At 68.2% G+C, this 24,560-nt stretch carries 16 protein-coding genes and 1 pseudogene; 8 read left to right on the top strand and 9 right to left on the bottom strand.

The window, feature by feature from the left end; all coding sequences use genetic code 11:
- Nucleotides 1–112 precede the first annotated feature (112 nt).
- Both ON43_RS01320 and ON43_RS01315 read left to right on the top strand, forming a co-directional pair.
- Nucleotides 113–331 (top strand): hypothetical protein, encoded by a 219-nt coding sequence (locus tag ON43_RS01320; RefSeq protein ID WP_040802592.1) that lies wholly within the window; start codon nucleotides 113–115, stop codon nucleotides 329–331.
- Nucleotides 332–347: 16 nt separating this feature from the next.
- Nucleotides 348–989 (top strand): hypothetical protein, encoded by a 642-nt coding sequence (locus tag ON43_RS01315; protein WP_040802591.1) that lies wholly within the window; start codon nucleotides 348–350, stop codon nucleotides 987–989.
- A gap of 355 nt (nucleotides 990–1,344) precedes the next feature.
- On the opposite strand, the gene recR is transcribed toward ON43_RS01315, so the two are convergent.
- Both recR and ON43_RS01305 read right to left on the bottom strand, forming a co-directional pair.
- The gene (recR, locus tag ON43_RS01310) at nucleotides 1,345–1,953 is read right to left on the bottom strand and encodes a recombination mediator RecR (protein ID WP_040802590.1); all 609 of its coding nucleotides are present in this window, start codon (nucleotides 1,951–1,953) and stop codon (nucleotides 1,345–1,347) included.
- Nucleotides 1,954–1,967: 14 nt separating this feature from the next.
- Nucleotides 1,968–2,300 carry a YbaB/EbfC family nucleoid-associated protein gene (locus ON43_RS01305; RefSeq protein WP_040802589.1) on the bottom strand — a complete coding sequence of 111 codons (333 nt, stop codon included), beginning with the start codon at nucleotides 2,298–2,300 and terminating at the stop codon, nucleotides 1,968–1,970.
- 101 nt (nucleotides 2,301–2,401) lie between these two features.
- On the opposite strand from ON43_RS01305, the gene ON43_RS01300 reads away from it, so the two are divergent.
- Both ON43_RS01300 and ON43_RS01295 read left to right on the top strand, forming a co-directional pair.
- Entirely contained in the window at nucleotides 2,402–3,211 is an 810-nt protein-coding gene (locus ON43_RS01300; protein WP_040802588.1) for a MerR family transcriptional regulator, read from the top strand.
- A gap of 27 nt (nucleotides 3,212–3,238) precedes the next feature.
- A complete protein-coding gene (locus ON43_RS01295) occupies nucleotides 3,239–3,589 on the top strand; it encodes a VOC family protein (protein WP_040802587.1) in 351 nt (116 codons plus the stop codon).
- A 10-nt stretch (nucleotides 3,590–3,599) separates the two neighbouring features.
- On the opposite strand, the gene ON43_RS01290 is transcribed toward ON43_RS01295, so the two are convergent.
- On the bottom strand, nucleotides 3,600–4,034 hold the full coding sequence (locus ON43_RS01290) for an SRPBCC family protein (RefSeq protein ID WP_040802700.1): 435 nt from the start codon (nucleotides 4,032–4,034) through the stop codon (nucleotides 3,600–3,602).
- Between the two features lie 151 nt (nucleotides 4,035–4,185).
- Between ON43_RS01290 and ON43_RS01285 the strand changes: the two genes are divergently transcribed.
- Nucleotides 4,186–5,079: a hypothetical protein gene (locus tag ON43_RS01285; protein WP_040802586.1), complete on the top strand. Its 894-nt coding sequence runs from the start codon at nucleotides 4,186–4,188 to the stop codon at nucleotides 5,077–5,079.
- Here the strand turns inward: ON43_RS01285 and ON43_RS01280 are convergent.
- Nucleotides 5,076–6,293, bottom strand: a complete 1,218-nt coding sequence (locus ON43_RS01280; RefSeq protein ID WP_040802585.1) for an SLC13 family permease — start codon at nucleotides 6,291–6,293, stop codon at nucleotides 5,076–5,078. The genes ON43_RS01285 and ON43_RS01280 overlap by 4 nt on opposite strands.
- A 76-nt stretch (nucleotides 6,294–6,369) precedes the next feature.
- On the opposite strand from ON43_RS01280, the gene ON43_RS01275 reads away from it, so the two are divergent.
- The 3 genes from ON43_RS01275 to ON43_RS01265 all read left to right on the top strand — a co-directional run bounded on the left by ON43_RS01275 (nucleotide 6,370) and on the right by ON43_RS01265 (nucleotide 15,141).
- Nucleotides 6,370–12,189 (top strand): WD40 domain-containing protein, encoded by a 5,820-nt coding sequence (locus ON43_RS01275; protein ID WP_063712468.1) that lies wholly within the window; start codon nucleotides 6,370–6,372, stop codon nucleotides 12,187–12,189.
- 208 nt (nucleotides 12,190–12,397) lie between these two features.
- Nucleotides 12,398–13,828 carry an FAD-binding oxidoreductase gene (locus ON43_RS01270; RefSeq protein WP_051177743.1) on the top strand — a complete coding sequence of 477 codons (1,431 nt, stop codon included), beginning with the start codon at nucleotides 12,398–12,400 and terminating at the stop codon, nucleotides 13,826–13,828.
- Nucleotides 13,825–15,141, top strand: coding sequence for a class I SAM-dependent methyltransferase (locus tag ON43_RS01265; RefSeq protein WP_040802583.1), 1,317 nt, complete (start codon nucleotides 13,825–13,827; stop codon nucleotides 15,139–15,141). Before ON43_RS01270 ends, ON43_RS01265 begins: the two co-directional genes overlap by 4 nt.
- Nucleotides 15,142–15,146: 5 nt before the next feature.
- Here the strand turns inward: ON43_RS01265 and ON43_RS01260 are convergent, their stop codons facing one another.
- The 5 genes and pseudogenes from ON43_RS01260 to ON43_RS01240 all read right to left on the bottom strand — a co-directional run.
- Nucleotides 15,147–16,589: an alpha/beta hydrolase gene (locus ON43_RS01260; RefSeq protein ID WP_083913083.1), complete on the bottom strand. Its 1,443-nt coding sequence runs from the start codon at nucleotides 16,587–16,589 to the stop codon at nucleotides 15,147–15,149.
- Nucleotides 16,590–16,700: 111 nt separating this feature from the next.
- Nucleotides 16,701–20,216, bottom strand: coding sequence for a serine/threonine-protein kinase (locus ON43_RS01255; protein ID WP_245568428.1), 3,516 nt, complete (start codon nucleotides 20,214–20,216; stop codon nucleotides 16,701–16,703).
- A 345-nt stretch (nucleotides 20,217–20,561) separates the two neighbouring features.
- On the bottom strand, nucleotides 20,562–22,724 hold the full coding sequence (locus ON43_RS01250) for a 3-hydroxyacyl-CoA dehydrogenase NAD-binding domain-containing protein (protein WP_040802581.1): 2,163 nt from the start codon (nucleotides 22,722–22,724) through the stop codon (nucleotides 20,562–20,564).
- A gap of 37 nt (nucleotides 22,725–22,761) precedes the next feature.
- The gene (locus ON43_RS01245) at nucleotides 22,762–23,973 is read right to left on the bottom strand and encodes an acetyl-CoA C-acetyltransferase (protein WP_040802579.1); all 1,212 of its coding nucleotides are present in this window, start codon (nucleotides 23,971–23,973) and stop codon (nucleotides 22,762–22,764) included.
- 253 nt (nucleotides 23,974–24,226) lie between these two features.
- A pseudogene (locus tag ON43_RS01240) lies at nucleotides 24,227–24,560 on the bottom strand (DNA polymerase III subunit gamma/tau); the annotation flags it as partial.

Raw genomic sequence — 24,560 nt, 5'->3', positions numbered from 1 at the left:
CGGAGGGCAGACCACGCTGGCGTTTTTCCGACAGATCGGGCGACACGCGGTGAGCTCCCACAGTTGTCGCACCCGGGTGATATCACCGTAACGAGGGGTGAAGGAGGAAGGGATGCCCGAAAGCGATTGCCCGGAGTGTGAATCGGCGCTCGACCACTGTCACGGGACATTGATCGCGCATGCCACCGGTCCGGTGGAGTGCACCGAACCCGACTGTTTCGATACCGCCCGGGCACGGCACATCTTCGTGGCCGACTGCGGCGATGTAGCGGGCGGCTGCGCCTGCGCCGCGCCGACGGTGGAGACCGGTCGGAAGGCCCAGGCGGGCTAGCAACTAGCCTGGCCGGGTGAGTTACGACCTGGTTCTGCTGCCATCCGGTGCCGCCGCGTCCGCCGAAGCGGTGGACGCGTATCTGACGGCGCAGGACGGCCGCCCGGCCGGCGACGTCGTCGGCGAGATCGCGGCCGAGCTCGACAAGCGCAATGCCGAGCTGCCCGAGATCGACGCCTTCCTGGGCGCGCCCGCCGCCGAGGCGGTGCTGGGCGACGCGCTGTTCGTGTCCACGCCCTACGACTCGCTCGGGTTCACCCGGAACCTGTTGTTCGAGCTGGCCACTCCGCGCGGCTACGCGGTGTGGGATCCGCAACTGGCGTGGCTGCTGGATCCGGCCGGATCGATCGAGGCCGCCGTCACCCACGGCGGTGCGGGCGAATTCCCGTATCTGACAAAAGAACTGGTCGACGAATGGATTCCGAACCTGGGACAGCCCGGTCCGTATCTCATTGTGGAAACCGGTGATCAGGTCTACATCCAGACCTATCGGCATCCGGATGGCCATTACGACCTCGAATACCGCGATGGGTCGGCGGATAAGCATTTCGCCGCCACCGCGACCGACTCGCGAATTGTCGCCGATCTGATCTGGGGTTGGGCCACCGGAGATCGTTCCGGATTCGCGGCACTCGATTGGCAGCGACTCACGCTCTGAGCCTTGAATAACGGACCGATTTCAATTTCGGCTCGCCCTACCCGGCAATGACGGATTCCCGCGTGTCGGAAAGCTAATCTTTCACTTGATCGACACAGGGCTAATTGCACGCGGCGTTTCCGGGCTTGTTCGCATTAGTCACCGAGGCGAGGAGCGAGAGATGAAGCTACGTCCGACCATGAGCGCGGGGACCCTACGCAAGGGCTTGGCAGTCGTGGCCGGATTAGCGGCTACCTTCGCGATAGCGGTGGCTTTACACGCCAGCGGCGCGGGGGCGGATATCCCCCGAAACGTTCAGCACATTCCGTGCCCCCAGCCGGCGGCGCTACCCGCACCGCCGACCTGGACTTAACGGCTACAGCGCTCGGCGACCGGAAAGGGCTCGCCCGAGCGTCAATTCGTCGGCGAATTCCAAGTCGCCGCCCATCGGCAATCCCGAGGCCAGGCGCGTCACGCTCAGGCCCGGGAAGTCGCGCAGCATGCGGACCAGATACGTGGCCGTCGCCTCGCCCTCGGTATTCGGATCGGTGGCGATGATGACCTCGGTGACGTCCACGCCGTCGTCCTGATTTCCGATGCGGGTCAGCAGTTCCCGAATACGCAACTGATCGGGGCCGATGCCCGACAATGGATCGAGCGCGCCGCCGAGTACGTGATAGCGGCCGCGGAATTCGCGGGTGCGCTCGATGGCCTGCACATCCTTGGGCTCCTCGACCACGCAGATCATGGTGCGGTCGCGGCGCGGATCGGCGCAGATGCGGCAGAGTTCACCGTCGGAGACGGTGCCGCAGACGGCGCAGAACCGCACGCCGTCGCGCACCTTCTGCAGCGCCGCCTGCAGGCGGTCGATCTCGGGGGGCTCTACCTGCAACAGGTGGAAGGCGATGCGCTGCGCGCTCTTCGGGCCGACGCCGGGCAGTTTGCCCAGCTCGTCGATGAGATCCTGAACCGGACCCTCGTACACCTACGCCGCCCCGCTCAGAATCCGGGCAGCGCGCCGCCGCCGAAACCACCGGCAAGCGGGCCCAAACGCTCGGCGGCCAGGTTCTGCGCGGACTCCATGGCGTTGTTGAGCGCGCCGATGATGAGATCCTGCAGCGTCTCGACGTCCTCGGGATCGACCACCTTCGGGTCGATGGTCAGCGCCAGCACCTCACCGGTGGCGCGGATCTTGGCGCGCACCAGGCCGCCGCCGGCCTCGCCCTCGACCTCGGATTCCGCGATCTCCTGCTGCGCGGCCATGACGGCCTGCTGCATCTGCTGGGCCTGGGCCATCAAGGCCTGCATGTCGAAACCTTCACCGGGCTGCACGGCGCGTCCTTCCTGAGGGATGGTGATTGCTCCCCAGCCTAGTCGGCGGGGCGCGGCGATCTTCTTGACTCTCCCCTCGCTGGAGGGTGTTCGCTTAGGGCATGACAGCGACGGTTCCGATCGGCGAGTTCTCCCGGCTCACCTACCTGACCATCAAGACGCTCCGGTACTACCACGAGATCGAGCTGCTGGCGCCGGTCTCGATCGATCCGAGCTCGGGCTATCGGTTCTACTCGACCGAGCAGGTGGACCAGGCGCATCTGATCAAACGGCTGCGCGAGCTGAGCATGCCGCTGCCGGAGATCAAGGCGGTCATGGCCGCGCCGGACCAGGCGGCGCGGGACGCGGCGATCCGCGCGCACCTCGAGCGCATGGAGGCGGAGCTGGTGCGCACCCGCGACGTGGTGGCCTCGCTCAAGGCGCTGTTGCTGCCGTCGGCGGCGATCTCGGTCGAATACCGTTCCATCACAAGCCATCCCGTGCTGGCCATGGCCACGAAGGTGACGCGCGACGACTGCGGCGAATGGTGCGAGTACAGCTTCGGCTCCATGTACGGGCAGCTGGCCGCCGCCGATCTGGCGCCCGCCGGGCCCGGGGGCGCGACCTACGCGACCGAGTTCTTCGAATACGACGAGGGCGAGGTCGTCACCTATGTGCCCATCGAGGCGCGGCATCGGGACCGCTTCGATGCCGGGGTCGTGCTGGACCTACCGGCCCGTCGCTTCGCCATCGCCGTGCACGCGGGCCCGTTCACCGATTTCGACCGGACCTATGGCGCGCTGGGCAGCCATGTGGCCGAACACGACTCCGCGCTCACCGAACCCGTGCGCGAGATCTACCTGGTCGGGCCCGGTGACGCCGAGCCCGACGACTACCGCACCGAAGTCTGCTGGCCGATCGGCCGGCTCTGAGTTGGAAAACACCAGAAGGAGAGAACCATGGCACTGACCCTCGGCAATATCGTCTTCGACTGCCACGATGCCGCCGCGCTGGCGGGCTTCTACGCGCAGTTGCTGGACCGCACCGTCGACGAGGGTGCGAACGAGCACTTCGCGACCATCGACAATGCCGCCGCCACACCGACATTCATGTTCGTGGCGGTGCCGGACAAGAATCCCGGCAAGAACGTCGTCCACCTCGATCTGACCGGCGGCGCGCTGAGCGACGAGATCGAACGGGCGGTCGCCCTGGGGGCCAAGCACATCGCGGACTTCGACGAATACGGCGTGAAGTGGGCGACGATGGCCGACCCGGAGGGCAACCTGTTCGATATCGGCCAGGAGAACTAGGCCGGCAGAACTAGGCCAGTTCCTTCTTCAGGTTCTCGAGCACCTCGGCCTGGATCTTCTTCAGGCCGAGCGGCGCGAAGATGCCCTCGAAGATGCCGCCGATGCCGCCCGCGCCCTTCCAGGTGGTGCGCACGGTGACCAGCGAGCCGGAGCCGGAGGGGGTCACGGTCCAGGCGGTGACCATGGAGGAGTTCGAATCCCGTTCCGTCACCATGGAATCGGAGACCGAGACGACCGCGTGCACATTGCGGGAGCGCTTCTCGGTGGCCTGCAGCGTCCACTCGGCGACGGTGCCCGCGCCCTGCCCGCCCTCGACCACCTTGTAGTCGCGGTAGTGCGAGGAGAGGATCGCCGGGCGCACCTTCTCGTAATCCGCGATCGCGTCGAGGGTGCGCTTCGGATCCGCCGCCACGACGATCGAACTGGAGGCGCTGACCTGTCCCACCATGTGCTCCTTTGTGATTGCGCGGGTTACCGCTCGGTCATGCTACGCCGGAATCGGGCGGCGCCGGATTCTCCGGGGTACCCGTTTTCCGGTGCTGCAGACCTCGGAATGCACCTATCCTGGGTGCATCTTTCGGGGGAGGACACCGCGGATGACACGGTTCGTGAACTGGGTGCGGCTCAATATCGACGGTGTCCTGACGCTGGTCGTCGCGGCCGTCGCGATCGTCGTCGAGGCCTTCGACAAGTTCGGCAATCTGAACCCGGTGAGCGGGGCGACCCTGCTGGTCCTGGGCCTGCTCGCGCTCACCCTGCTGCGGGATCGGAACCGGACCGCGCGGCTGGTGCAGGAGCTGGCGGCGGTGCGGCTGCTGCACGGCGCGGAGATCGATCAGGCCCACGCGCAGGCCCGCCGCGAGACCGACAACTGGATCTACAAGGGCGGCACCGGAACCTATCTGCGGGCGGTGACGCTGCCCTATTTCCTGGCGCGGGCGCGTGACGAAAGCCACCTGCTGAATCTGCGGGTGGAGGTGCTGGATCCGGGCAACGAGCAGCTGTGCCTGGCCGACGCGCAGTACCGGAGCTCACTGCAGCCGCAGGGCGACGCCAACGGCCGGCCGTGGACGACGGACCGGATTCGCAAGCAGTCGTACGCCACCGTGCTGGCCTGCGCCTGGTACCGGCACCAATCGGAGTTCCTGACCATCGAACTCGGGCTGTCGTCGGCGCTGACCACCTACCGCTGGGACATGTCCGACAATGTGGTGATCATGAACCAGCGCGGGTCCAAGACCCCGGCGCTGCTGTTCGAGCGCGGCAAGTCCCAATACCCGGATTTCACCCGCGAATTGGCGGTGAGCTTCAAGCAGGCCAAACCGGTGCAGCTCAGCCGCGACGCCGATCTGCGGCCGCCGACCGAGCCGACCATCGCGCAGGTGCGCAGGCTGCTGGAGAGCCTGGGACTGCCGCTGCCGCACGCCTACACCGACGACGATGTGGTCGAGATCGTGGAATACGCACTGCGGCCGGTGAATACGTTCTAGGTGAGCAGCAGCCCCGCCGTGGCGGCGGCGGTCGCGGCCACCGCGAGCACCAGGCCGGTCAGCACGAATTTCCGCATGGGGACCCGCACCTCGTGGGTGCGGCAGAACTCCAGGCACAGCAGGGTCGCCAGCGAGGCCCAGGGCGTCACCAGCGGGCCCACATTGGTGCCGATGAGCAAGGCCAGCAATTGATTTCGCTCACCGGAGGCGATCACGGCCTCTCCCGCGGTATAGGCGGGGAGGTTGTTGACGATGTTCGACAGTCCCGCACCGGCGCCCGCCGCGCGGAACACTCCGAGGCCGCTGGTGTCCCGGCCGATCAGGTGATCCATCACCGTCGAGAGTCCGTGTAGCGACAGCGTAGGCACCACCAGGAACAGTCCGGACACGAACACCAGCAGCTGCCACGGGAACAGCGACCAGCGCAGGGCCGATCGATCGCAGATCGCGAAGGTCGCGATGGCGATGGCCGCGGCCACCGCGGCGGCGATGCCGATCCGGTCCCCCACGAACGGGATGGCCAGCACGAACGCCACACACGCTCCCCCGGTCGCGTACAGCAGCACCCGTTCGCGCGCATCGGCCGGTCGAATCGATTCCGGCACCACGTATCGGTCGGTGCCCCGCTGTGACCGCCGCCAGTACCACCACCACAGGCACACCATGGTCATCGCGATCGAAAGCAGTTGCGGCAGCCACATTCTCGCCGCGAACTCGGTCGCCGTGAGCGCCACCCGGTCGGCGGCCAGCAGATTCGTCAGATTCGACACCGGCAGCAGCAGGCTCGCCGTATTCGCCAGCCACAGCGTGGTCATGGCCAGCGGCAGCGGCGGAATCCGCGCGGGCACGGCCAGCGCGAGCATGACGGGAGTCAGCAGCACCGCGGTCGTATCGAGGTTCAGCACCATCGTGGTGATCGACGCGAACGCCACGCACAGCAGGAACAGCCCGGCGTAGTTCCCGCCCGCGATGATGGCCAGCCGATGCGCGATCACATCGAAGACCTTGGCCCGCCGCGCCAGATTCGCCAGCACGATCACGCTGCCCAGGAACAACAGCAGCGGCGCGATCCGCCGCATATTGTCGGCCGCCTCCGCCCGCGGTAGCAGTCCCGTTGCCACACAGAGCAACCCGACCACCAGCACCCCGATCCGGACGGCGTCCAGTACGCCCAGCCGCCGGACCGGCCTGGATGAATCCATCTGTTCGGGCATTGGGACATGATCGCAGGCGCGGCCGGATCGATCGCGGGATACTGGACGGGTGACACTGTGGGGTGGGGGGTCGCGGATGCTCTTCACGAGCTATTCCCCGGCCGATGAACGGTGGGCCATCTGGCTGGCCTGGCAGTTGGAGCATGCGGAAGCTAGATACCGAACGGTCTTATCGGCGTGGGACTTCGACCCGGCCACCAACTACGGCGAATTCGTGCAGCGGGGCGTGCGCGAGTCGGATCTGGTCGTCGCGGTCCTGACGCAGAACTACGTGTCCTCGCGCCACGCCAATCGGGAATGGCAGGCCGCGCTGGACGCCGATCCGGGCAAGCTGCTGGCCATCCGGGTCAGCGAGTGCTCACTGGAGTGGCTGCCCAGCGGGGTCGGCTGCCTGGATCTGCTCGGGGTGCGCGACGCCACGGACGTGCGGCGGCTGGTCCTGGACCGGGTGGAGCGCATGCTGTCGGAGCGGTGGACGCCGCGCCGGGCGCCGGACGCGCGGGCGGACGATATCTGGGCTCCCGCACCGGAATCCCTGGCGGTCGGCCGCCGCCCGCTGTCCCCGCCGGACTTTCCCGGCGACAGCGCGGTGAACCGGACCCACGCCGGGCTCTCGATCCTGCACATCGGCGGGCCGCGTTTCGGCCGCGGCCTGCGCGCCACCGACATCCCCACCGATCCCGAGGGGCTGCAGTCGCACCTGTGGGGCGCGGTCACCGAACTGGTCGACGAAGATGCTCCGCCGCCCGATCTGATCGTGGTCAGCGGCGATCTCACCGAATCCGCCCACCCGACCGAATTCCACAAGGCGAGATCGTTTCTCGGCGGCCTGCGCGTACTGCTCCGGCTGGAACCCGACCGGCTGGTCGTCGTGCCGGGCAATCGCGATATCTCCAAGCTCGCCTGCGAGGCCTACTTCCTGGAATGCCAGGCCAACGACCGCCTGCCCAAACCGCCCTACTTCGCGAAACTGAAGCTGTACGAGCAGATGTTCAACACCCTCTACCGGGGGCTGGACCATCTGCTCTTCGATGTCGGGCAGCCCTGGACGCTGTTCCCCATCCCCGAATTGCGGCTGGTGGTCGCGGGTCTGAACTCGACCATGGCGGCGACTCATCGCGCCGAGGACGATTACGGCGCGGTCGGCATCGATCAGAAGGACTGGTTCGCCCAGCAATTGCGCTTCTACGAGGCGCGAGGGTGGTTCCGGCTGGGCGTGATCCGACACGATCCGGCGCCGGGGCCCAGCACCTCGCCGTATGACCCGAGCGTCCTGCGCGACGCCGAATCCGTTTTCCGGCGGCTGGGTCCGCGGCTGAATCTGCTGCTGCGCGGCCCGGGTCCGGCCGGTCGGTCCGTCGCGCATCCGGGCGGCACGCTGCCGGTGCTGTCGGCCCCCGAGGCCGGCCATGCCGAGCTCATCCACATCACGGCCGCCGGGGTGACCCGATATCGCCCGGATGCCGTCGAGCCACCGGTCCCGCAGCCGCTCACCTGGGCCAATTCCGTTGCCGCACTGGAACGCCGGGCCAGCACGCCCGAACTGCCGCCGCCACCGCCACCCGCGCCGCGTCCCGAACTCCGGGCGGGCGAGACGTCGCGCCCGCACGACCTGCTGCTGGAACAGCTCGCCGAGGTGTGCGAGGTCCGCTTTCCGGGCGCCCGCATCCGCCGCATCGCCGCCGATCCGCCGTATCTGCTGGTCACCGTGAAATCCGATCCGGTGATCGAGCAGCTCATCATCGGCGCGCATGTCGGCGAGGTGACCGCGCAGGTGCTCGACGAATTCCTCGGCCCGGAGCCCAAACCCGGCTCCCAGCTCATCTATCTCGGCCCCGCGCCCGGCCGCGAACTGCGCGACCGCGCGGCCGCCGAGGGCGTGCGCATCCGCAGCTTCGCCGACTTCCAGGGCCTCGCGGATCTGGGCGACTATGTGCGCAAACAGTCGGCCCGGCTGCGCGACGATCCGGCCTACGCGGCCGAACTGTATGTGCCGCAACGCTTCCGGATGCTGGCTCCGCGCGGGCGCGAGGTGCGCAATGATCTGGTGGCCGAGCTGATCGAGCTGGTGACCGCCGAGGACGGCCGATTCGTGCTGCTGCTCGGCGATTTCGGGCTGGGCAAGACCTTCGCGCTGCGCGAGCTGACCCGCCGCCTCACCGAGACCGCCTCCGATCTCGTCCCCATCCTCATCGAACTGCGGAACCTGGATCGCACCAGCTCGCTCGACACCCTGCTGGCCGCGCACCTGGCCAACAACGGCGAATCCCGCATCGATCTGCGCGCCCTGCGCTACATGCTGGAACAGGGCCGGGTAGTGCTGCTGTTCGACGGCTTCGACGAACTGGTCACCCGCCTCAACTACGACAGCGCCGCCGAGCACATGGCCACCCTGTTGCAGGCGGCGACGGGCCGCGCCAAGGTGGTGGTGGCGGGGCGCACCCAGCATTTCAAGTCCTACGACCAGATCGCGAATGTCCTGGATACCCAGGAGGATCCGCATCCGGACCGCTACATCCTGGGCGTCGAGAATTTCACCCACGAGCAAGTGCACGCCTTCCTGGTGAACCGCTACGGCGGCACCGGTCCCTCCGCCGACGCACGGATGCGGCTGCTGCGCGGCATTCCGGACCTGCTCGAATTGGCTCGCAATCCGCGCATGCTGAGCTTCATCTCCGACCTGGACGAACATCGGCTGCGCACCGCCGCCGGTGCGCATCAGATCATCGGCCCGACCCGCCTGTACCGGGAGATCCTGACCGCGTGGCTGAACTACGAGATCGAGCGCTCACCCGAGCGCGCCAGCTCGCAGCCCACGCTCCGGATCGACGAATTGTGGCTCGCCGTCACCTATTTCGCGCTGCGGGTGTGGGAGACCGGACGCCCCTACCTGACCCTGACCGAGCTGACCGAGGTCGCGCACGCGGCGGTCGAGCGGATCGACGCCACCCGGCTCAATGTGGCGCAGTTCGTGCACACCCTCGGCTCCCGCAGCCTGGTGGTGCGCGGCGAGGACAACCAGTTCGGGTTCATCCACTCCTCGGTGCGGGACTGGCTGGTGGCCGCGCACGTCGCCGCACAGCTGGGCGACGGGGTGACCGCCCCGGCGCCGCTGGCCCAGGCCCAGTTGGAACCCCTGGCCGTCGAATTCCTCTGCGACCTGGCCGATGTGGAGCTGTTGCGCGCCTGGGTGGAGCGCACCCAGGCCGATCCGGCCGCGCACGAGATCACCCGCACCAATGCCGCGCGCATCGCCGCCCGGCTGCGCATCTCCCCGCACGAGGACCTGCGCGGCCTGGACCTCTCGCGCGAGGACCTGTCCTTCCGCAACCTGGCGCGGCTGGACTTCACCGGCGCGAACATGACCGAAACCCGGCTCTCCGGAGCGGTATTGGACAACGCGATCCTGCACGGCGTGCAGCTGACGGGCGCGCAACTCGAGCAGGCGTCGCTGGTCGGCACGGATCTGCGGGGGGCGGATATGACCGAGGCCCAACTGATCAGCGCGAATCTGGAGAAGGCCGATCTGCGCGGCGCCCGCCTGCACCGGGCGCGACTGGACCAGGCCTCGCTGGTCCGCGCCAATCTGGGCCGCGCCGACCTGACCGGCGCCCGGCTGGCCCGCACCGATCTCACCGGGGCGCGCGGGGAGGGCAGCCGCTGGACCCGGGCGGCCCTGCTGGATGTGATCGGCGACCCGATCGGCACCGATCTGACCGGCTCCGGCCGCGTGCCCGGCACCCCGCCGCTGACCGAATTCGCCCCGGCCGCAATCGGTGTCAAGCACGGCGTCGACCCGCAGAGCGGACGGCTGCCGCGGCCGCTGGCCTACAGTCCGGACGGCGGTACCGTCGTCATCGGCTGCGATTCGGGCAGCCTCGTGGTCTACGGCACCGATACCGGGCGGACCCTGCGCACCCTGCACGGACATCGCGGGCGGGCCTTCGCCGTCGCCTACACCGAGAAGGCGCTGGTCAGCGGATCGGCCGATGGCACCGTCCGGATCTGGGACGCCGCCACCGGCGCGGTCCGGAAGATCCTGACCGGCCACGAACAATGGCCGTGGCCGCTCGAAACCGATACCGCCGGAACGCTGCTCGCCACCGGCGACGCGGGCGGTACGCTGCGGCTGTGGCTACTGCCGGATGGCGAGCCGCTGCACGAGTTCGAACCGCCGGACGCTGTGCCGCAACGCATCTACAGCATCGCCTTCCACCGCGACCGGGTGGCCGCTGCGTATCACGATGGGGCCGTGCGCATCTGGCAGATTTCCACCGGCGCGGAGGTCGGCGGTTTCCAGGGCGCGCACGGACCGGTCCGCCGCATCTGCTGGGACCCCATGGGCACGCTGCTGGCGGTCGGGGGCGCGGACGGCACCCTGGGCCTGTGGGATCCGGCCACCGGCGACCTGATCCACGAACTGCGCGGCCACCGGGACGTCGTATACGCCGTGGCCTTCCACCCGGTCGAGCCCATCCTGGCCAGCGGCGATATCGCGGGCGGAATCCGTCTGTGGGACACCGGCACCGGCGAGCCGCTGCACACCCGGACCGAACACGGCCGCGCGCGGGTGCACTGGGTCGGCTTCGATCCCTCCGGTGACATGCTGGCCACCGGCGACACCGCGGGCGCGATCTATGTGCGCGACGGGCGCACCGGCGCGCCCCTGCACAGGCTCACCGGCCACACCGGATCCATCTGGCCCTTCGCCTTCCGGCCCGACGGCAGCCAGCTCGCCGTCGCCGACGACCAATTCGCGCTGCGCATCTGGAATCCCGCCACCGGCGAGAGCCTGCACGCCCTGAACGGGCACGGCCGCCACGTGCGCGCCGTTTCCTTCAATGCCGACGGCACCCTGCTGGCCGGGTGCGGCAACGACGGCAGCGTGCGGCTCTGGGACGCCGCGACCGGGCGGCTGGCCAAACGCCTGCACGGCAGCGCGGACGGGCTCGTCACGCTGGAGTCCGGGGTCTTCAGCCCGACCGCGCCCACGCAGCTGGTGACCGTGGGCAATGCCGGGCGGCTGCGGGTCTTCGATATCGAGGCGGCGGTCGCGGAGCGGGACATCACCGTCGACTCCGCGCCGGTCTGGGCCATCGCCTACGACCCGACCGCGCGCTTCATCGCCACCGCCAACGATGACGACACCGTCACCCTGTGGACCCGCGAGACCGGTGGCGAGCATGCGGTCTGCGCCGAACACCGCGGCCGGGTGCGGTCCATCGCGTTCGATGCCGACGGCTCGCGGATGGCCACGGGATGCGATGACGGGCATGTCCGGATCTGGGATGTCGAGGCGGGAACCCTGGTCGCCACCCTGTTCGATCGGGATCACGCGGGCGGTTCCGGTGGCCATCGCGTCTACGGGGTGGTCTTCCACGGGGACCGGCTGGCCAGCATCTCCTGGGACGGCACCGTCCGGATCTGGAGCGTCGCGGGCGGTCCGCCGCTGCACCGGCTGGATCTGCATCGCGGGCGGCTGTGGTGCGCGGCCGTGGATCCGGCCTCGGGCCTGCTGGCCACCGCGGGCGACGATCTGGTGATCCACCTGTGGGACATCGCCTCCGGCAAGCATCTGCACACCCTGCACGGGCATCGAAACCGGGTGCGCTCCTTGACCTTCGATCCCACCGGCCGGGTGCTGGCCAGCGGCGGCAACGACGGTTCGATCATGCTGTGGTCGCTCGCCGAATCCGGCCGGGCGCCGGAATTGCGGGCCACGCTGCTCGGGCTGCCCGAAGGCTGGGCGGCCTTCACGCCGGACGGCCGCTACAAGACCGAGGGGCTGACCGCGGGACAGTTCTGGCACGTAATCGGCATGTGCCGATTCGAACCGGGCGAGCTGGACCCGTATCTGGCCGAAATCTGCCAGGTGGATCTGGACGATCTCCTGTGATGCGCCCGGGCTCCGCGTGATCGGCCAGCGCACAGTGCAATTCAATCGTTAGCAGGAGTAAGAATCATCACGATGATACGGGGAATAGACTCACAGGAAGGCAGGTAAGGACTGCCGACACGCATGCAAACTGTGCGTGAAAAACCGCCCCGCCGGTGCTTCCCTGCTGGCCGTACCGGTCGGTGCACGCTAGGTTCCGAGGGTGGCAGTGAGTCTGTTGGGGAAGGCCGGCCGCGCACCGGCCGCACAGGAATCAGGTTTCACCGCGCATCAGGCCGGAGTCGATCGCCTGCTGGCCTCCTACCGGGCGATCCCTCCCGATGCGAACGTACGCCTGGCCAAGAAGACGTCGAACCTCTTCCGGGCCCGGGCGAAGACCAACGCGCCGGGACTCGATGTGTCCGGATTGACGCAGGTCATCGCGGTCGACCCGGAGGCGCGCACGGCCGATGTGGCGGGCATGACGACCTATGAGGACCTGGTCGCCACCACGCTGCCCTACGGGCTGGCCCCGCTGGTGGTCCCGCAGCTCAAGACCATCACCCTCGGCGGCGCGGTCACCGGGCTGGGCATCGAATCCACCTCCTTCCGCAATGGCCTGCCGCACGAATCCGTGCTCGAGATCGATGTGCTCACCGGGGCCGGCGAGATCATCACCGCCACCCGCGACGGGGAGCACGCCGATCTGTTCCGCGGCTTCCCGAATTCGTACGGCACGCTTGGTTATTCGACGCGGCTCAAGATCGAGCTGGAAAAAGTTGATCCCTATGTCGCGCTGCGGCACATCAGGTTTCACGATCTGCGCGAACTCGAAGCCGCCATGGAGCGGATCATCGCGGATCGCGCCTGGGATGGCGAGCGGGTCGACTACCTCGACGGCGTGGTCTTCACCGCCGACGAGAGCTACCTGACGCTGGGCCGCCAGACCGATGAGCCCGGCCCGGTCAGCGACTACACCGGCATGGACATCTTCTACCGGTCCATCCAGCACGACTCGAAGCAGCCCAAGCGGGATCGGCTGACCATTCACGACTACCTGTGGCGCTGGGACACCGACTGGTTCTGGTGCTCACGGGCTTTCGGCGCGCAGAACCCGAAGATCCGGCGTTTCTGGCCGAAGCAGTACCGGCGCTCCAGCTTCTACTGGAAGCTCATCGCGCTGGACCACAAGTACGCGATCGGCGACAAGATCGAGGCGCGGCACGGGAATCCGCCGCGCGAGCGGGTGGTGCAGGATGTCGAGGTGCCCATCGAGCGCACCGCGGACTTCATGGAGTGGTTCCTGCGCGAGATCCCGATCGAGCCGATCTGGCTGTGCCCCTTGCGGTTGCGCGACACCGAGGGCGAACGCCCTTGGCCGCTCTACCCATTGGAGCCCGGCCGCACGTACGTCAATATCGGTTTCTGGTCGGCCGTGCCGACCACGCCGGGACAGCCCGAGGGCGCGGCCAACCGCGCGATCGAGCACCGGGTGTCCGAACTGGGCGGTCATAAATCCCTGTATTCGGACGCCTACTACGACCAGGATGAATTCGCCGACCTGTACTACGGCGGCGACACCTATTCATCCCTGAAGAAACGCTACGACCCGGATTCTCGTCTACTGGATCTGTATTCGAAGGCGGTGCAACGCAAGTGACCACGTTCAAGGACCGTTCCGACGTATTCGCCGAGCTCGGAACCAAACTCAGCATTGCCGAGATCTTCGAGACTCTGCTCGACGGCCCGGTGCCCATCCGGCTGACCTGCTACGACGGCAGCAGCGCGGGACCGCAGGACTCGGAGTTCGGCCTGGAGATCCTGACGCCGCGCGGGGTCAACTACATCGCCACCGCGCCCGGCGATCTCGGTCTGGCGCGCGCCTACATCTCCGGCGACCTGGCCGCCCACGGCGTGCATCCGGGCGACCCCTACGAACTGCTGAAGGCCATGGGCGGCTTGAAGTTCCGCCGACCCACCGCCCTGCAACTGGTGGTCATCGCCCGCTCGCTGGGCTGGGAGCTGCTCAAGCCGATCGCCCCGCCGCCGCAGGAGACCCTGCCGCGCTGGCGGCGCATCGCGCTGGAGGGCCTGCGGCACAGCAAGACTCGTGACGCCGAGGCCATCCACCACCACTACGACGTGTCCAATACGTTCTACGAGTACGTGCTGGGCCCGTCCATGACCTACACCTGCGCGGCCTACGAGGATCCGGCCTGGACCCTGGAGCAGGCGCAGGAGAACAAGTACCGCCTGGTCTTCGAGAAGCTGAACCTGAAGGCGGGCGACCGGCTGCTCGACATCGGCTGCGGCTGGGGCGGCATGGTGCGCTACGCCGCCCAGCGCGGCGTCAAGGTCATCGGCGCGACGCTGTCCGCCGAGCAGGCCGAGTGGGCGCAGGCCAAGATCGCCGAACAGGGCCTGTCCGATCTCGCCGAGGTGCGCCACTCCGACTACCGCGACATCCGCGAGGGCGACTTCGACGCGGTGTCCTCCATCGGGCTCACCGAGCACATCGGCGTGCACAACTACCCGGCCTACTTCGAGTTCATCAAGTCGAAGCTGAAGGTCGGCGGCCTGTTCCTCAACCACTCCATCACGCGGCCGGACAACACCCGCATCACCAAGGCGGGCGACTTCATCGACCGCTACGTCTTCCCCGACGGCGAGCTCGCGGGCTCCGGGCGCATCATCACCGAGGTCCAGAACGTGGGGCTGGAGGTGCTGCACGAGGAGAACCTGCGCCAGCACTACGCGCTCACCCTCGCCGAATGGTGCGACAACCTGGTGAAGAACTGGGACGACGCGGTCGCCGAGGTCGGCGAGGGCACCGCCAAGGTGTGGGGCCTGTACATGGCGGGCTGTCAGCTCGGCTTCGAGCGGAATGTGGTGCAGCTGCACCAGATTCTGGGCGTCAAGCTGGGCGAGGATCAGGCCTGGACGGTGCCGCTGCGCCCGTGGTGGAAAGCCTGACCTGATCAGGACGACAGGCCCGGCACGGTGATTCCGAGCCGGGCCGTCAACCACGGCAGTGACGAGGTGAAGGCCGCGGAGGCGAACTGCCAGGTGTGACCACCGACGGTGGTGTGCACGGTGCAGTCGATGCCGAACTGCTTACCAGCGTTGCAGAGCTCCTCGGCCGCGCCCTCCTCATTGGTGTCCATGACGCCGTCGCGGCCGCCCTTGCCGATCTGTTCCTCGTTCACCTGCGGCCGGCCCGGATAGTGTTGCTGCCCGGTGTTATTGCGCTTGGGCGCGGTCAGGTCGTCGAAGAGGCCGACCACATCGGTGTACGGGCCGTGCTTCGCCATAACGGTCAGCGGATCGAATCGCGCCCAGGCGTCGGCGTCTCCGCCGTAGAGCCGCTTGATGGTCTGCTCCTTGGTGCCAGCGGTCGGGCCCAGATCACCGGCGATATCGACGAAGGTGCCGAACTGGTCGGGGTGCATGACGGCCAGATCCACCGCGCAGGTGCCGCCCATGGACCAGCCGACCACCGCCCACTTCGCCGGGTCGGCGGATACCCCGAAGGTCGATTCCATATAAGCCGGAACATCATTGGTGAGATGGTCGGCCGCATCGCCGCGCGGGCCGTTAACGCATTCGGTGTCGTTGTTGAAGCTGCCGCCGGAATCGACGAAGACCAGCACCGGGATCACCCCATTGTTCCTGGCCGCGAAATCGTCGACGGCGGGCATGATCTGGCCGCTGCGCACCCAATCCGCCGGAGTGTTGAACTCACCGCCGATCATCATGATCGTCGGCAGCGTGGGCGGTTTCGGCCCCGTGAACCAGGCGGGCGGCAGGTACACGTATTCGCGACGATGCCGGAAGTCGCTGCCGGACTCCGGAATATCGACCTCGACGATCCGGCCCGTCCCCACGTCGGTATTGCGCAGGTCCGCCAGCTCGTCCTCGTCCACCTGATGCGGCAGCGGATCGGCGTTGGCCGCATCCCACGCCGCCCGCACGGTCGGGTAGTAGCCGACCCACTGGTTCAGCACCACGCCCGTGTACAGCAGCGCCGCCGGCACCGCCAGGATCGCCGCGATCCGCTGCCACCACGACCCGGTCCGCAGCCCCACGATCGCCGCCACCAGGCCCGCCGCCGTCAACCCCACACACGCCCACAGCAGCACCGGGGCCGGATCCGAGGCCAGGCCCTGATCATTGGTGTAGCTCCACGCCGCCCAGCCCGCCGCGATACCCGCGACCGCGCACACCGGCATCCACAGCAGCCACCACCGGCGCGTGAACCGCGCGAACGCCAGCACCAGCAGCAGCACCGCCACGAACGCCACCACCTGCGGCACCCACCCGTGCAACAGCGAAACCGCGTGGTGGAAGCCCGAATACCCGGTCCGCGCGGTGGGCGCCTGCGGAGCGGGCGGCGGGGGCAGCACCGGAGACTGCAAGGGCAGGGCCGGAGACAGCGGCGGCACACGGGTCGACGACACGACGGCGATTGTCGCCGCGGTTCCTCGAGAAACCCTGTGAATACCCTGCGCGAACTCTGGAACCGCGCCCGGGACCTACAGCAGCGAGTCCAGGAACCGGCGCGGAACCTCCTGCCCGTCCGTCCCGCCGCCCAGCGGCATCTCGTGGCGCAGCGTGCGCAGGATGTTCAACACCCCGGGCCCCGCGTCCAACAGCGGCCTGGACCAACCCAATTCCGCGCATCGCACAACCACCGGGCTGAGCACCGCGATGGACTCGCCGAGCCATCCGGAGGCCGACAGGCATTCGGACAGCAGCAACGCCGAGTCGAGTTCGGCGCGGGGACGGTGCTGTTCGCGAATCCGCGAGTGCAGGGCGCGGGCCCGTTTGACCGCGGTGTCGTCGGTGCCGAGCGGGGCCAGCTCATCACTGCCGCGGTCGTCGCCGCGATAGTGGCGGGCCAGCAGCGCGCGGATGGTGGCGACCTCCTCGGCCTCGGCGGCCAGCGCGGCCGCGCCGGTGACGTGGCGCAGCGACCGGACCATCGGGTCGGTGACCAGGCCCGCGGTGATCGGATCGGCGGGCAGGCCCAGCCGCAGCCGCTCGGCCCGGACATGGGCGGCCAGGCGGGTGAGCTTGCGCTCGGCGGCCAGGCGCGCGCCCTCGTCGAGGCGGGCCGTGGCGGTCTCCAGGTCGCCGCGCACCGCCTTCACCCGGGCCCCGCTCACGAAGATGGTGATCAGGAAATCCACCGGGCCGACCCTCGCGGTGAGTTCGTGGCTCTGGTCCAGCAGGCGCTCGGCGCTGTCCAGATCACCGCGCCGGTAGGCCACCTCGCCCAGCAGCGCGGCCGCCACCCGCACCGGATGCGACCGCGAACCCGCGCGATCGCGGGCGGTCTGCCAGGCCTGTTCGAAAAAGCCGGTGGCGGCGGCGATATCGAGCTGCTCGTAGGCCGCGTCCCCCTGGGCGCACAGGCCGAAGACCTCGCCCAGCGGATCGGCCGAGCGGGCGTGATAGGGCGCCGCCCACTCCTGCATGCCGCGCGCGCCCTCGAAGTCGAAGTCGCACAGGCGCACGAAGGAGGCCAGATTCGCGGCCGTGGACACCGTCCACGGCGGCAGTTCATCGGCCAGCTTCAGGCATTCGGTGATCTTGTCCTGCACTCCGTCGGTGCGATCGCGCGCCACCTGGTCCGCGGCGGCCAGCACCGCGGCCTGACAGCGCTGGTGCACCGCCTCGGTGTCGTCGGAGGAACTGCGCGCCAGCATGTTCGACAACCGGCCCAGCGCGCTGCGCGCCGCGCCGGACTGCTGCAGGTTCACATTCGCCCGCGCCAGCGCCATCAGCAGCTTGGATCGCGAAGCCACCTGCTGCACCGGCAGTTTCGACACCGTCCCGAACAGCGTCGCCAGCCGGGAACTGTCGATCAGGTCCATCCCGCCCTTCTCGACCAGGTCCAGGGCGAAGTTCAGATCGGTGGCGGCCAGGGCGTGATCCACCGACTGCCGGATCAGGTTGTGCGCGGCGAACCAGCGGGAAGCCTTGCCGTGCAACTTCTTCAACGCCCCGGGCTGGGCGCGGTCCAGGCGGGCGCGCAGATGCTCGGCCACCATGGGCTGCATGCGATACCAGCTCGGATCCTCGGCGAGCCGGTGCAGGAACAGCTCCCGCTGCTCGGCCTGCTCGAGCAGCTCGGCGGCGTCCTTCGCACCGGTCAGCGCCTCGGCCAGGGAGGCGTTCACGCGTTCGGGAACCGCTATGGCGCACAGGAATTCGAGCATGCGCGGCTCGATGGTGTGCAGCACGTTCTCGGCCAGGTATTCGCGAATCGCCTTGTTGTCCCCGGACAGCCCGGCGATGAGCCGATCCACGTCGTGATCGGCCGAACGCAGCGAGAGCCCGGCCAGCTGGATCGCGGCGGGCCAGCCGTCGGTGGCGGTGTGTATCTGCTCCACCTGACGGTCGGTCAGGGCCAGGCCCAGCCGCTCGACCAGAATCTGGCGGGTCTCCTCCGCGGTGAGCCGCAGATGCGCGGAGCCGACCTCCACCAATTCGTCGGCCACCTGCATCCGGCTCAGCGGCAGTCCGGCCCGCTCCCGGCTGGTGATCACGAAACGCAAATGGTGCGAACAGTTGTCGAGCAGCGACTCCATGACCCGCTGCGCCCCGGCATCGGTGATCCGATGCCAGTCGTCCACCACCACGACCACCGGAATGTCACTGGCCTGTATCTCGTCGATGAGCGCCGACACCGCGTACGGCACCGCCTCGGCGGGCCGCTCCTCCAGCAGCTGCTCGAGTCCCGAACCGATCTCCGGGCGCACCCGGCGAATGGCGGCGATGATGTGGGCCAGCAGCCACACCTCGTTGTCGTCGTCGCGGTCGATGCCGATCCAGGCCACCGCGACCCCGCGATCGGTGAGCTCGGCACACCACTGCGCGGCCAGCGTGCTCTTGCCGAATCCGGCCGGACCGTGGATCACCGCCAGCCGGCGCGGGCCGCCCGCGCGCAGCGGCTCCAGCAGCCGGGGTCGGGGAATCGGCTCCCGCGCCGGGGTCGGCGGGCGGAACTTGGTGGCGGCGGTGGGCGGCAGCGTATTTCCGGTGGAGGGGAACCGGATGCTCGCGGTCCCCGAGGGCCGCAGCGTCAGCGAGGGACTGCGCGGCGCGGTCACCACGGTGTGCGTGCGCTGGCGCGTATAGGCCTGTGTCGCCTCGGAATCCGCGCCGTCGCGCTGCCGTTCGTCGCCCTCGAGCAGCGCCATCTCGTCGGGCATCTGCCCGTGCTCGCTCTGCACCGTCCGCAGCAGTTCGCCGAATTCCACGGCGCTGCCGGGCCGTTCGCCGGGCTCCGGTGACATGGCGACCTCGATGGCGGCGGCCACGTCGGGCGGGATCTGCAGTTCCCGCAGATCCGGAATCGGCTGGCTGGTGATGCGCAGGAACTGCGCGATGACCTTCTCCCCCGCCTGCCGCTCGTAGGCGGCGTGACCGGTCAGCAGGGCGAACAGGGTGGAGCCCAGACCGTAGACATCGGAGACCACGGTCGGCTCGTCGCCCTTGAGCACCTCCGGCGCGGTGAAGGCGGGCGAACCGGTGATCATGCTCGTGGACGTGCGGAAACCGCCTGGGATACGGGCGATTCCGAAGTCGGTGAGCTGCGGTTCCCCGTAGCGGCTGAGCAGCACATTGGCCGGTTTCACATCGCGGTGCAGCACCTGCGCGCGGTGCGCGGTCTCGATGGCCCCGGCCAGTTTCACCCCGACCCGCAGCGAATCCATCCAGGACAGCGGGCCGCTGTCACGCACCACCTGCTCGAGCGATCCCCGTGTGGCATAGGGCATCACGATGTAGGGCCGCCCGCCCGGCGTCACGTCCACCTGCAGGATGTCCACGATATTGGGATGGCCCGAGAGCCGTCCCATGGCGTGTTCCTCGCGCAGGAACCGTTCCCGGCTCTCGTCGTCAATCTCGGTGGACAGCACTTTGACCGCGACCACACGATCCAGCGCCCGCTGGGCACAGCGGTACACCACCCCGAAACCGCCCCGCCCGATCTCCTCCGCCTCGAACAGCCCCATGGCCTCGAGCTCATCGGTGATGCTCATGGGAAGGTATGCCTGCGTGGAGTTTTCGGGAGGGGTCTCGTCACTCCGCGAGCCACCCGGGCGCGCCTGGTTCATCTGGACCACCTCGAACTGCCACCGTCGAACTGGAACGAGCGCGTACCGAACGTACGGGCTGTTTCCGGTGTTCTACCCGCGCATAATCCAACGTAGCGCGGACCTGCACCACGCGTGCATGAATCGGCACCCGTCGGGGTATACCCACCCGTCCCCTTCATACCCATTAATCGCCGAGACCCGGGTCGCTTATTTCGCGACCCGGGTCTCGGTCAGTTCCTCAGCGGCGTGCCGCTCAGTTCCTCAGCGGCGTGGCCGCTTCGGGATTGTTTACTTGCGCAGCGAGGCCGGGACCTCGAAGCGGCTGCCGAACTTGGCGGCCAGCTCGTCGGCGCGGGCCACGAAGGCCTCCTGGCCGCCCGGGTAGCCCACGATGAACTGGTGGGTGCCACCGGTCCAGGCCGGGAAGCCGATGCCGAAGATCGAGCCGATGTTGGCGTCGGCGGTCGAGGTCAGCACGTTCTCGTCGAAGCACTTCTGGGTCTCGATGGCCTCGGCGAACAGCATGCGGTCCTTGAGGTCCTGCAGAGAGACACCCTCGGGCAGCGCGGTCGAGGTCTTGAAGGTGGAGCGCAGCTCCGACCACAGACCGGTCGCCTTGCCGTCGACGTAGTCGTAGAAGCCCGCGCCGCCGGCCTTGCCCTTGCGGTCGAACTCGCCCACCAGCTTGTCGAGGATCTGCGCGGTCGCGCCGGAAGCGGCGTCGATCTCGCCACCGGCGGCCACGATGGCCTCGGCGGTCTCCTTGTAGATCTTCTGCATGGTGGTGAAGTTCAGCTCGTCCGACAGCTTCAGCGGCGCCGCCGGGTAGCCCGCCTGCAGACCGGCCTGCTCGATGGTCTGCGGGTCGATGCCCTCACCGAGCATCATGATGGCCTCGTTGATGAACTTGCCGATCACGCGCGAGGTGTAGAAGCCGCGCGAGTCGTTCACCACGATCGGGGTCTTGCGGATGGCGAGGGTGTAGTCGTACACCCGGGCCAGCGCCTCGTCGGAGGTCTTCTCGCCCTTGATGATCTCGACCAGCGGCATCTTGTCGACCGGCGAGAAGAAGTGGATGCCGATGAAGTCCTCGGTCCGCTTCACGCCGTTGGCCAGCAGGGTGATGGGCAGGGTCGAGGTGTTGGAGCCCAGCAGGGCGTCCGCGTCGACGATGTCCTCGATCTCCTGGAAGACCTTGGCCTTGAGCTCCGGGTTCTCGAACACGGCCTCGATGACGAAGTCGACACCGGCGAAGTCGGCCGGATCGGCGGTCGGCTTGATGCGGTCGAGCAGGGTCTTGGACTTCTCCTCGGTGGTCTTGCCACGCGAGAGCGCCTTCTCCTCGAGCTTGACCGAGTAGTCCTTGCCCTTGTTGGCGGCCTCGATGGTGACGTCCTTGAGGACGACGTCGATGCCGGCCTTGGCGGTGACGTACGCGATGCCCGCGCCCATCATGCCCGCGCCGATCACGCCGACCTTCTTGATCTCACGCTTCGGCACGTCCTTCGGACGCGAACCGCCGTTGTTGATGTGCTGCAGGTCGAAGAAGAACGCCTGGATCATGTTCTTGGCGACCGGGCCGGTCAGCAGGGACACGAAGTAGCGCGACTCGATCAGCGAGGCGTTGTCGAAGTCGACCTGGGCGCCCTCGACCGCGGCGGCCATGATGGCCTGCGGCGCCGGCATGTTCTGGCCCTTGAGCTGCTTGCGCAGGTTGGCCGGGAAGGCCGGGAGGTTGGCGGCCAGCGCGGGGCTGGACGGGGTGCCGCCCGGGATCTTGAAGCCCTTCTTGTCCCACGGCTGCACCGCGGCGTCGGCGTTGTCCTTGTTGGCCAGGATCCACGCCTTGGCGGCCGGGACCAGCTCCTCGACCGAGCCGACGACCTCGTTGACCAGGCCGGTGGCCTTCGCCTTCTGAGCGTTGAACTCGTTGCCCTGCAACAGGACACCCATCAGGCCGTTCGCGATGCCGAGCATGCGGGTGACGCGGGTGACGCCGCCACCGGCGGGCAGCAGACCCAGCTTCACCTCGGGCAGGCCGATCTTCAGGCCCTTCACGTCGGCGGCGATGCGGTAGTGGGTGGCCAGGGTGATCTCCAGGCCGCCACCGAGGGCCGCGCCGTTGATGGCGGAGACAACCGGCTTGCCCAGCTGCTCGAGGCGACGCAGGTCGCTCTTGATGAAGGTCAGCTCCTCCATGATGGCCGCGGCGTCCGCCGGGGTGGTCTGCATCATGTTCTTGAGGTCACCGCCGGCGAAGAAGGTCTTCTTCGCGGAGGTGATGACGACACCGGTGATGTCGTCCTTCTCGGCGACCAGGCGATCCACGGTGGCCCGCATGGAGTCCTTGTAGAGCTGGTTCATGGTGTTGGCGCCCTGGTTCGGGTCGTCCATGGTCAGCACGACGATGCCGTCGGCGTCCTTTTCCCAGCCGATCATGTTCTCGGTCATTGTGTTTCGTGTCTCCCTTGAGAAAAGTCGGTGGGCGTCAGACGCGCTCGATGATGGTGGCGACACCCATGCCGCCGCCGATGCACAGGGTGATGAGCGCGTAGCGCGCGTTGCGACGGTGCAGCTCGTCGACCATGGTGCCGGTGATCATGGCGCCGGTGGCGCCCAGCGGGTGGCCCATGGCGATGGCGCCGCCGTTGACGTTGAGCTTCTCGTCCGGGATCTGCAGATCCTTCTGGAACTTCAGCACGACGGAGGCGAAGGCCTCGTTGATCTCGTAGAGGTCGATGTCCTCACGCTTCAGACCGGCCTTGGCCAGCGCCTTCTCGGCGGCCGGGGTCGGACCGGTGAGCATGATGGTGGCGTCGGCACCCGAGGTGGCGGTGGCGACGACGCGGGCACGCGGGGTCAGACCCGAAGCGGCGCCGGCCTCTTCGGAGCCGACCAGCACCAGGGCGGCGCCGTCGACGATGCCCGAGGAGTTACCGCCGGTGTGGACGTGGTCGATGGCCTCGACGAAGTGGTAGCGCTGCAGGGCGACGGCGTCGAAGCCACCCATGTCACCGATGCCGGCGAAGGCGGACTTCAGCTTGCCCAGGTCGGCGGCGGTGGTGCCGCGGCGCATGTGCTCGTCGTTGTCCAGCACGGTCAGGCCGTTGATGTCCTTGACCGGGACGACCGAGCGGGAGAAGTAGCCGTTGTCCCAGGCCTTGGCGGACAGCTCCTGCGAGCGCACGGCGTAGGCGTCCACATCGTCGCGGGTGAAGCCCTCGATGGTGGCGATGAGGTCGGCCGAAATGCCCTGCGGGACAATGTAAGCGTCGTAGCTGGTCTTCGGGTCCATGAACATGGCGCCGCCGTCGGAGCCCATGGGCACGCGGGACATGGACTCCACGCCACCGGCGATGACCAGGTCGTCGAAGCCGGAGCGGACCTTCTGGGCGGCCAGGTTGACGGCCTCGAGGCCGGAGGCGCAGAAGCGGTTGAGCTGGAAGCCGCCGACGGTGTCGGGCAGGCCCGCGGTCAGCACCGTGGTGCGCGCGATGTCGGCGCCCTGGTCACCGACCGGCGAGACGACACCCAGGATGATGTCCGAGATGCGATCCTCGTCGAGGTTCGGGAACCGGTTCCGCAGCTCCTGGACCAGACCGGTGGTCAGGTCGATCGGCTTGACCGAGTGCAGCGCCCCGCCACGGTTCTTACCGCGCGGGGTGCGGATGGCCTCGTAAATGTAGGCCTCTGTGGTCATATCGGAGTTTTCCTCTCTTGGGTGCGCCGTCACCGCGTTGTGCGGAGCGGCCGCGGGTAACCTCGCCGACCGGCCTTACGACCGACCGCCTGACGGTGTACAAACACCGTCACGAGCAGGTTTGTTGACGCTCCAGTAACCCGTACGCCTGGGCATACCTTAGAACCTCGCGAAACCGATACTCACGGCCACCCGATCATAGTACCGAACTATGCGAACTCCGGTTAACTTAATCTGCCCCGCGGGCGAACTGTCAACCCTCGAGAGGTGTGGCGCCCAACTCCGATCGCAGTAGCGCTAGGGCCACCTCATCCGGGTCGCGGCGCTCCTCCGGAGGCACCGGCTTGGCCGACTCCTCCAGCATCTCGCGCTCCTCCTCCGGCGTAGTAGCAGGTGGGACGCCGTCATAACCTACCGGCGAGTAGTCCCCCGGCCCCGGATCGTCCGGGAGGTCCGGCCCGTCAGGCAGCGGAATATCGTCCTCCGGCGGGGCGAAACGGGCATTGCCGGAGTCGAACGGATCCGCGCTCGCGGGAGCCGGATCGGCGGGCGCCTGGACGGCCGGCGCGGGGCGGCGGCGGGCGCGG

The sequence above is a fragment of the Nocardia concava NBRC 100430 genome, from assembly GCF_000308815.1.
Taxonomy (GTDB): domain Bacteria; phylum Actinomycetota; class Actinomycetes; order Mycobacteriales; family Mycobacteriaceae; genus Nocardia; species Nocardia concava.
The sequence above is the reverse complement of the archived record's forward strand: the minus strand, read 5'-3'. Positions and strand labels throughout refer to the sequence as shown.

Coding starts and splice junctions, on each gene's coding strand:
- ON43_RS01285 (WP_040802586.1), top strand. CDS start 4,186: ATGACACGGTTCGTGAACTGGGTGCGGCTCAATATCGACGGTGTCCTG.
- ON43_RS01320 (WP_040802592.1), top strand. CDS start 113: ATGCCCGAAAGCGATTGCCCGGAGTGTGAATCGGCGCTCGACCACTGT.
- ON43_RS01275 (WP_063712468.1), top strand. CDS start 6,370: ATGCTCTTCACGAGCTATTCCCCGGCCGATGAACGGTGGGCCATCTGG.
- ON43_RS01255 (WP_245568428.1), bottom strand. CDS start 20,216: ATGAGCATCACCGATGAGCTCGAGGCCATGGGGCTGTTCGAGGCGGAG.
- ON43_RS01250 (WP_040802581.1), bottom strand. CDS start 22,724: ATGACCGAGAACATGATCGGCTGGGAAAAGGACGCCGACGGCATCGTC.
- ON43_RS01300 (WP_040802588.1), top strand. CDS start 2,402: ATGACAGCGACGGTTCCGATCGGCGAGTTCTCCCGGCTCACCTACCTG.
- ON43_RS01280 (WP_040802585.1), bottom strand. CDS start 6,293: ATGCCCGAACAGATGGATTCATCCAGGCCGGTCCGGCGGCTGGGCGTA.
- ON43_RS01295 (WP_040802587.1), top strand. CDS start 3,239: ATGGCACTGACCCTCGGCAATATCGTCTTCGACTGCCACGATGCCGCC.
- ON43_RS01245 (WP_040802579.1), bottom strand. CDS start 23,973: ATGACCACAGAGGCCTACATTTACGAGGCCATCCGCACCCCGCGCGGT.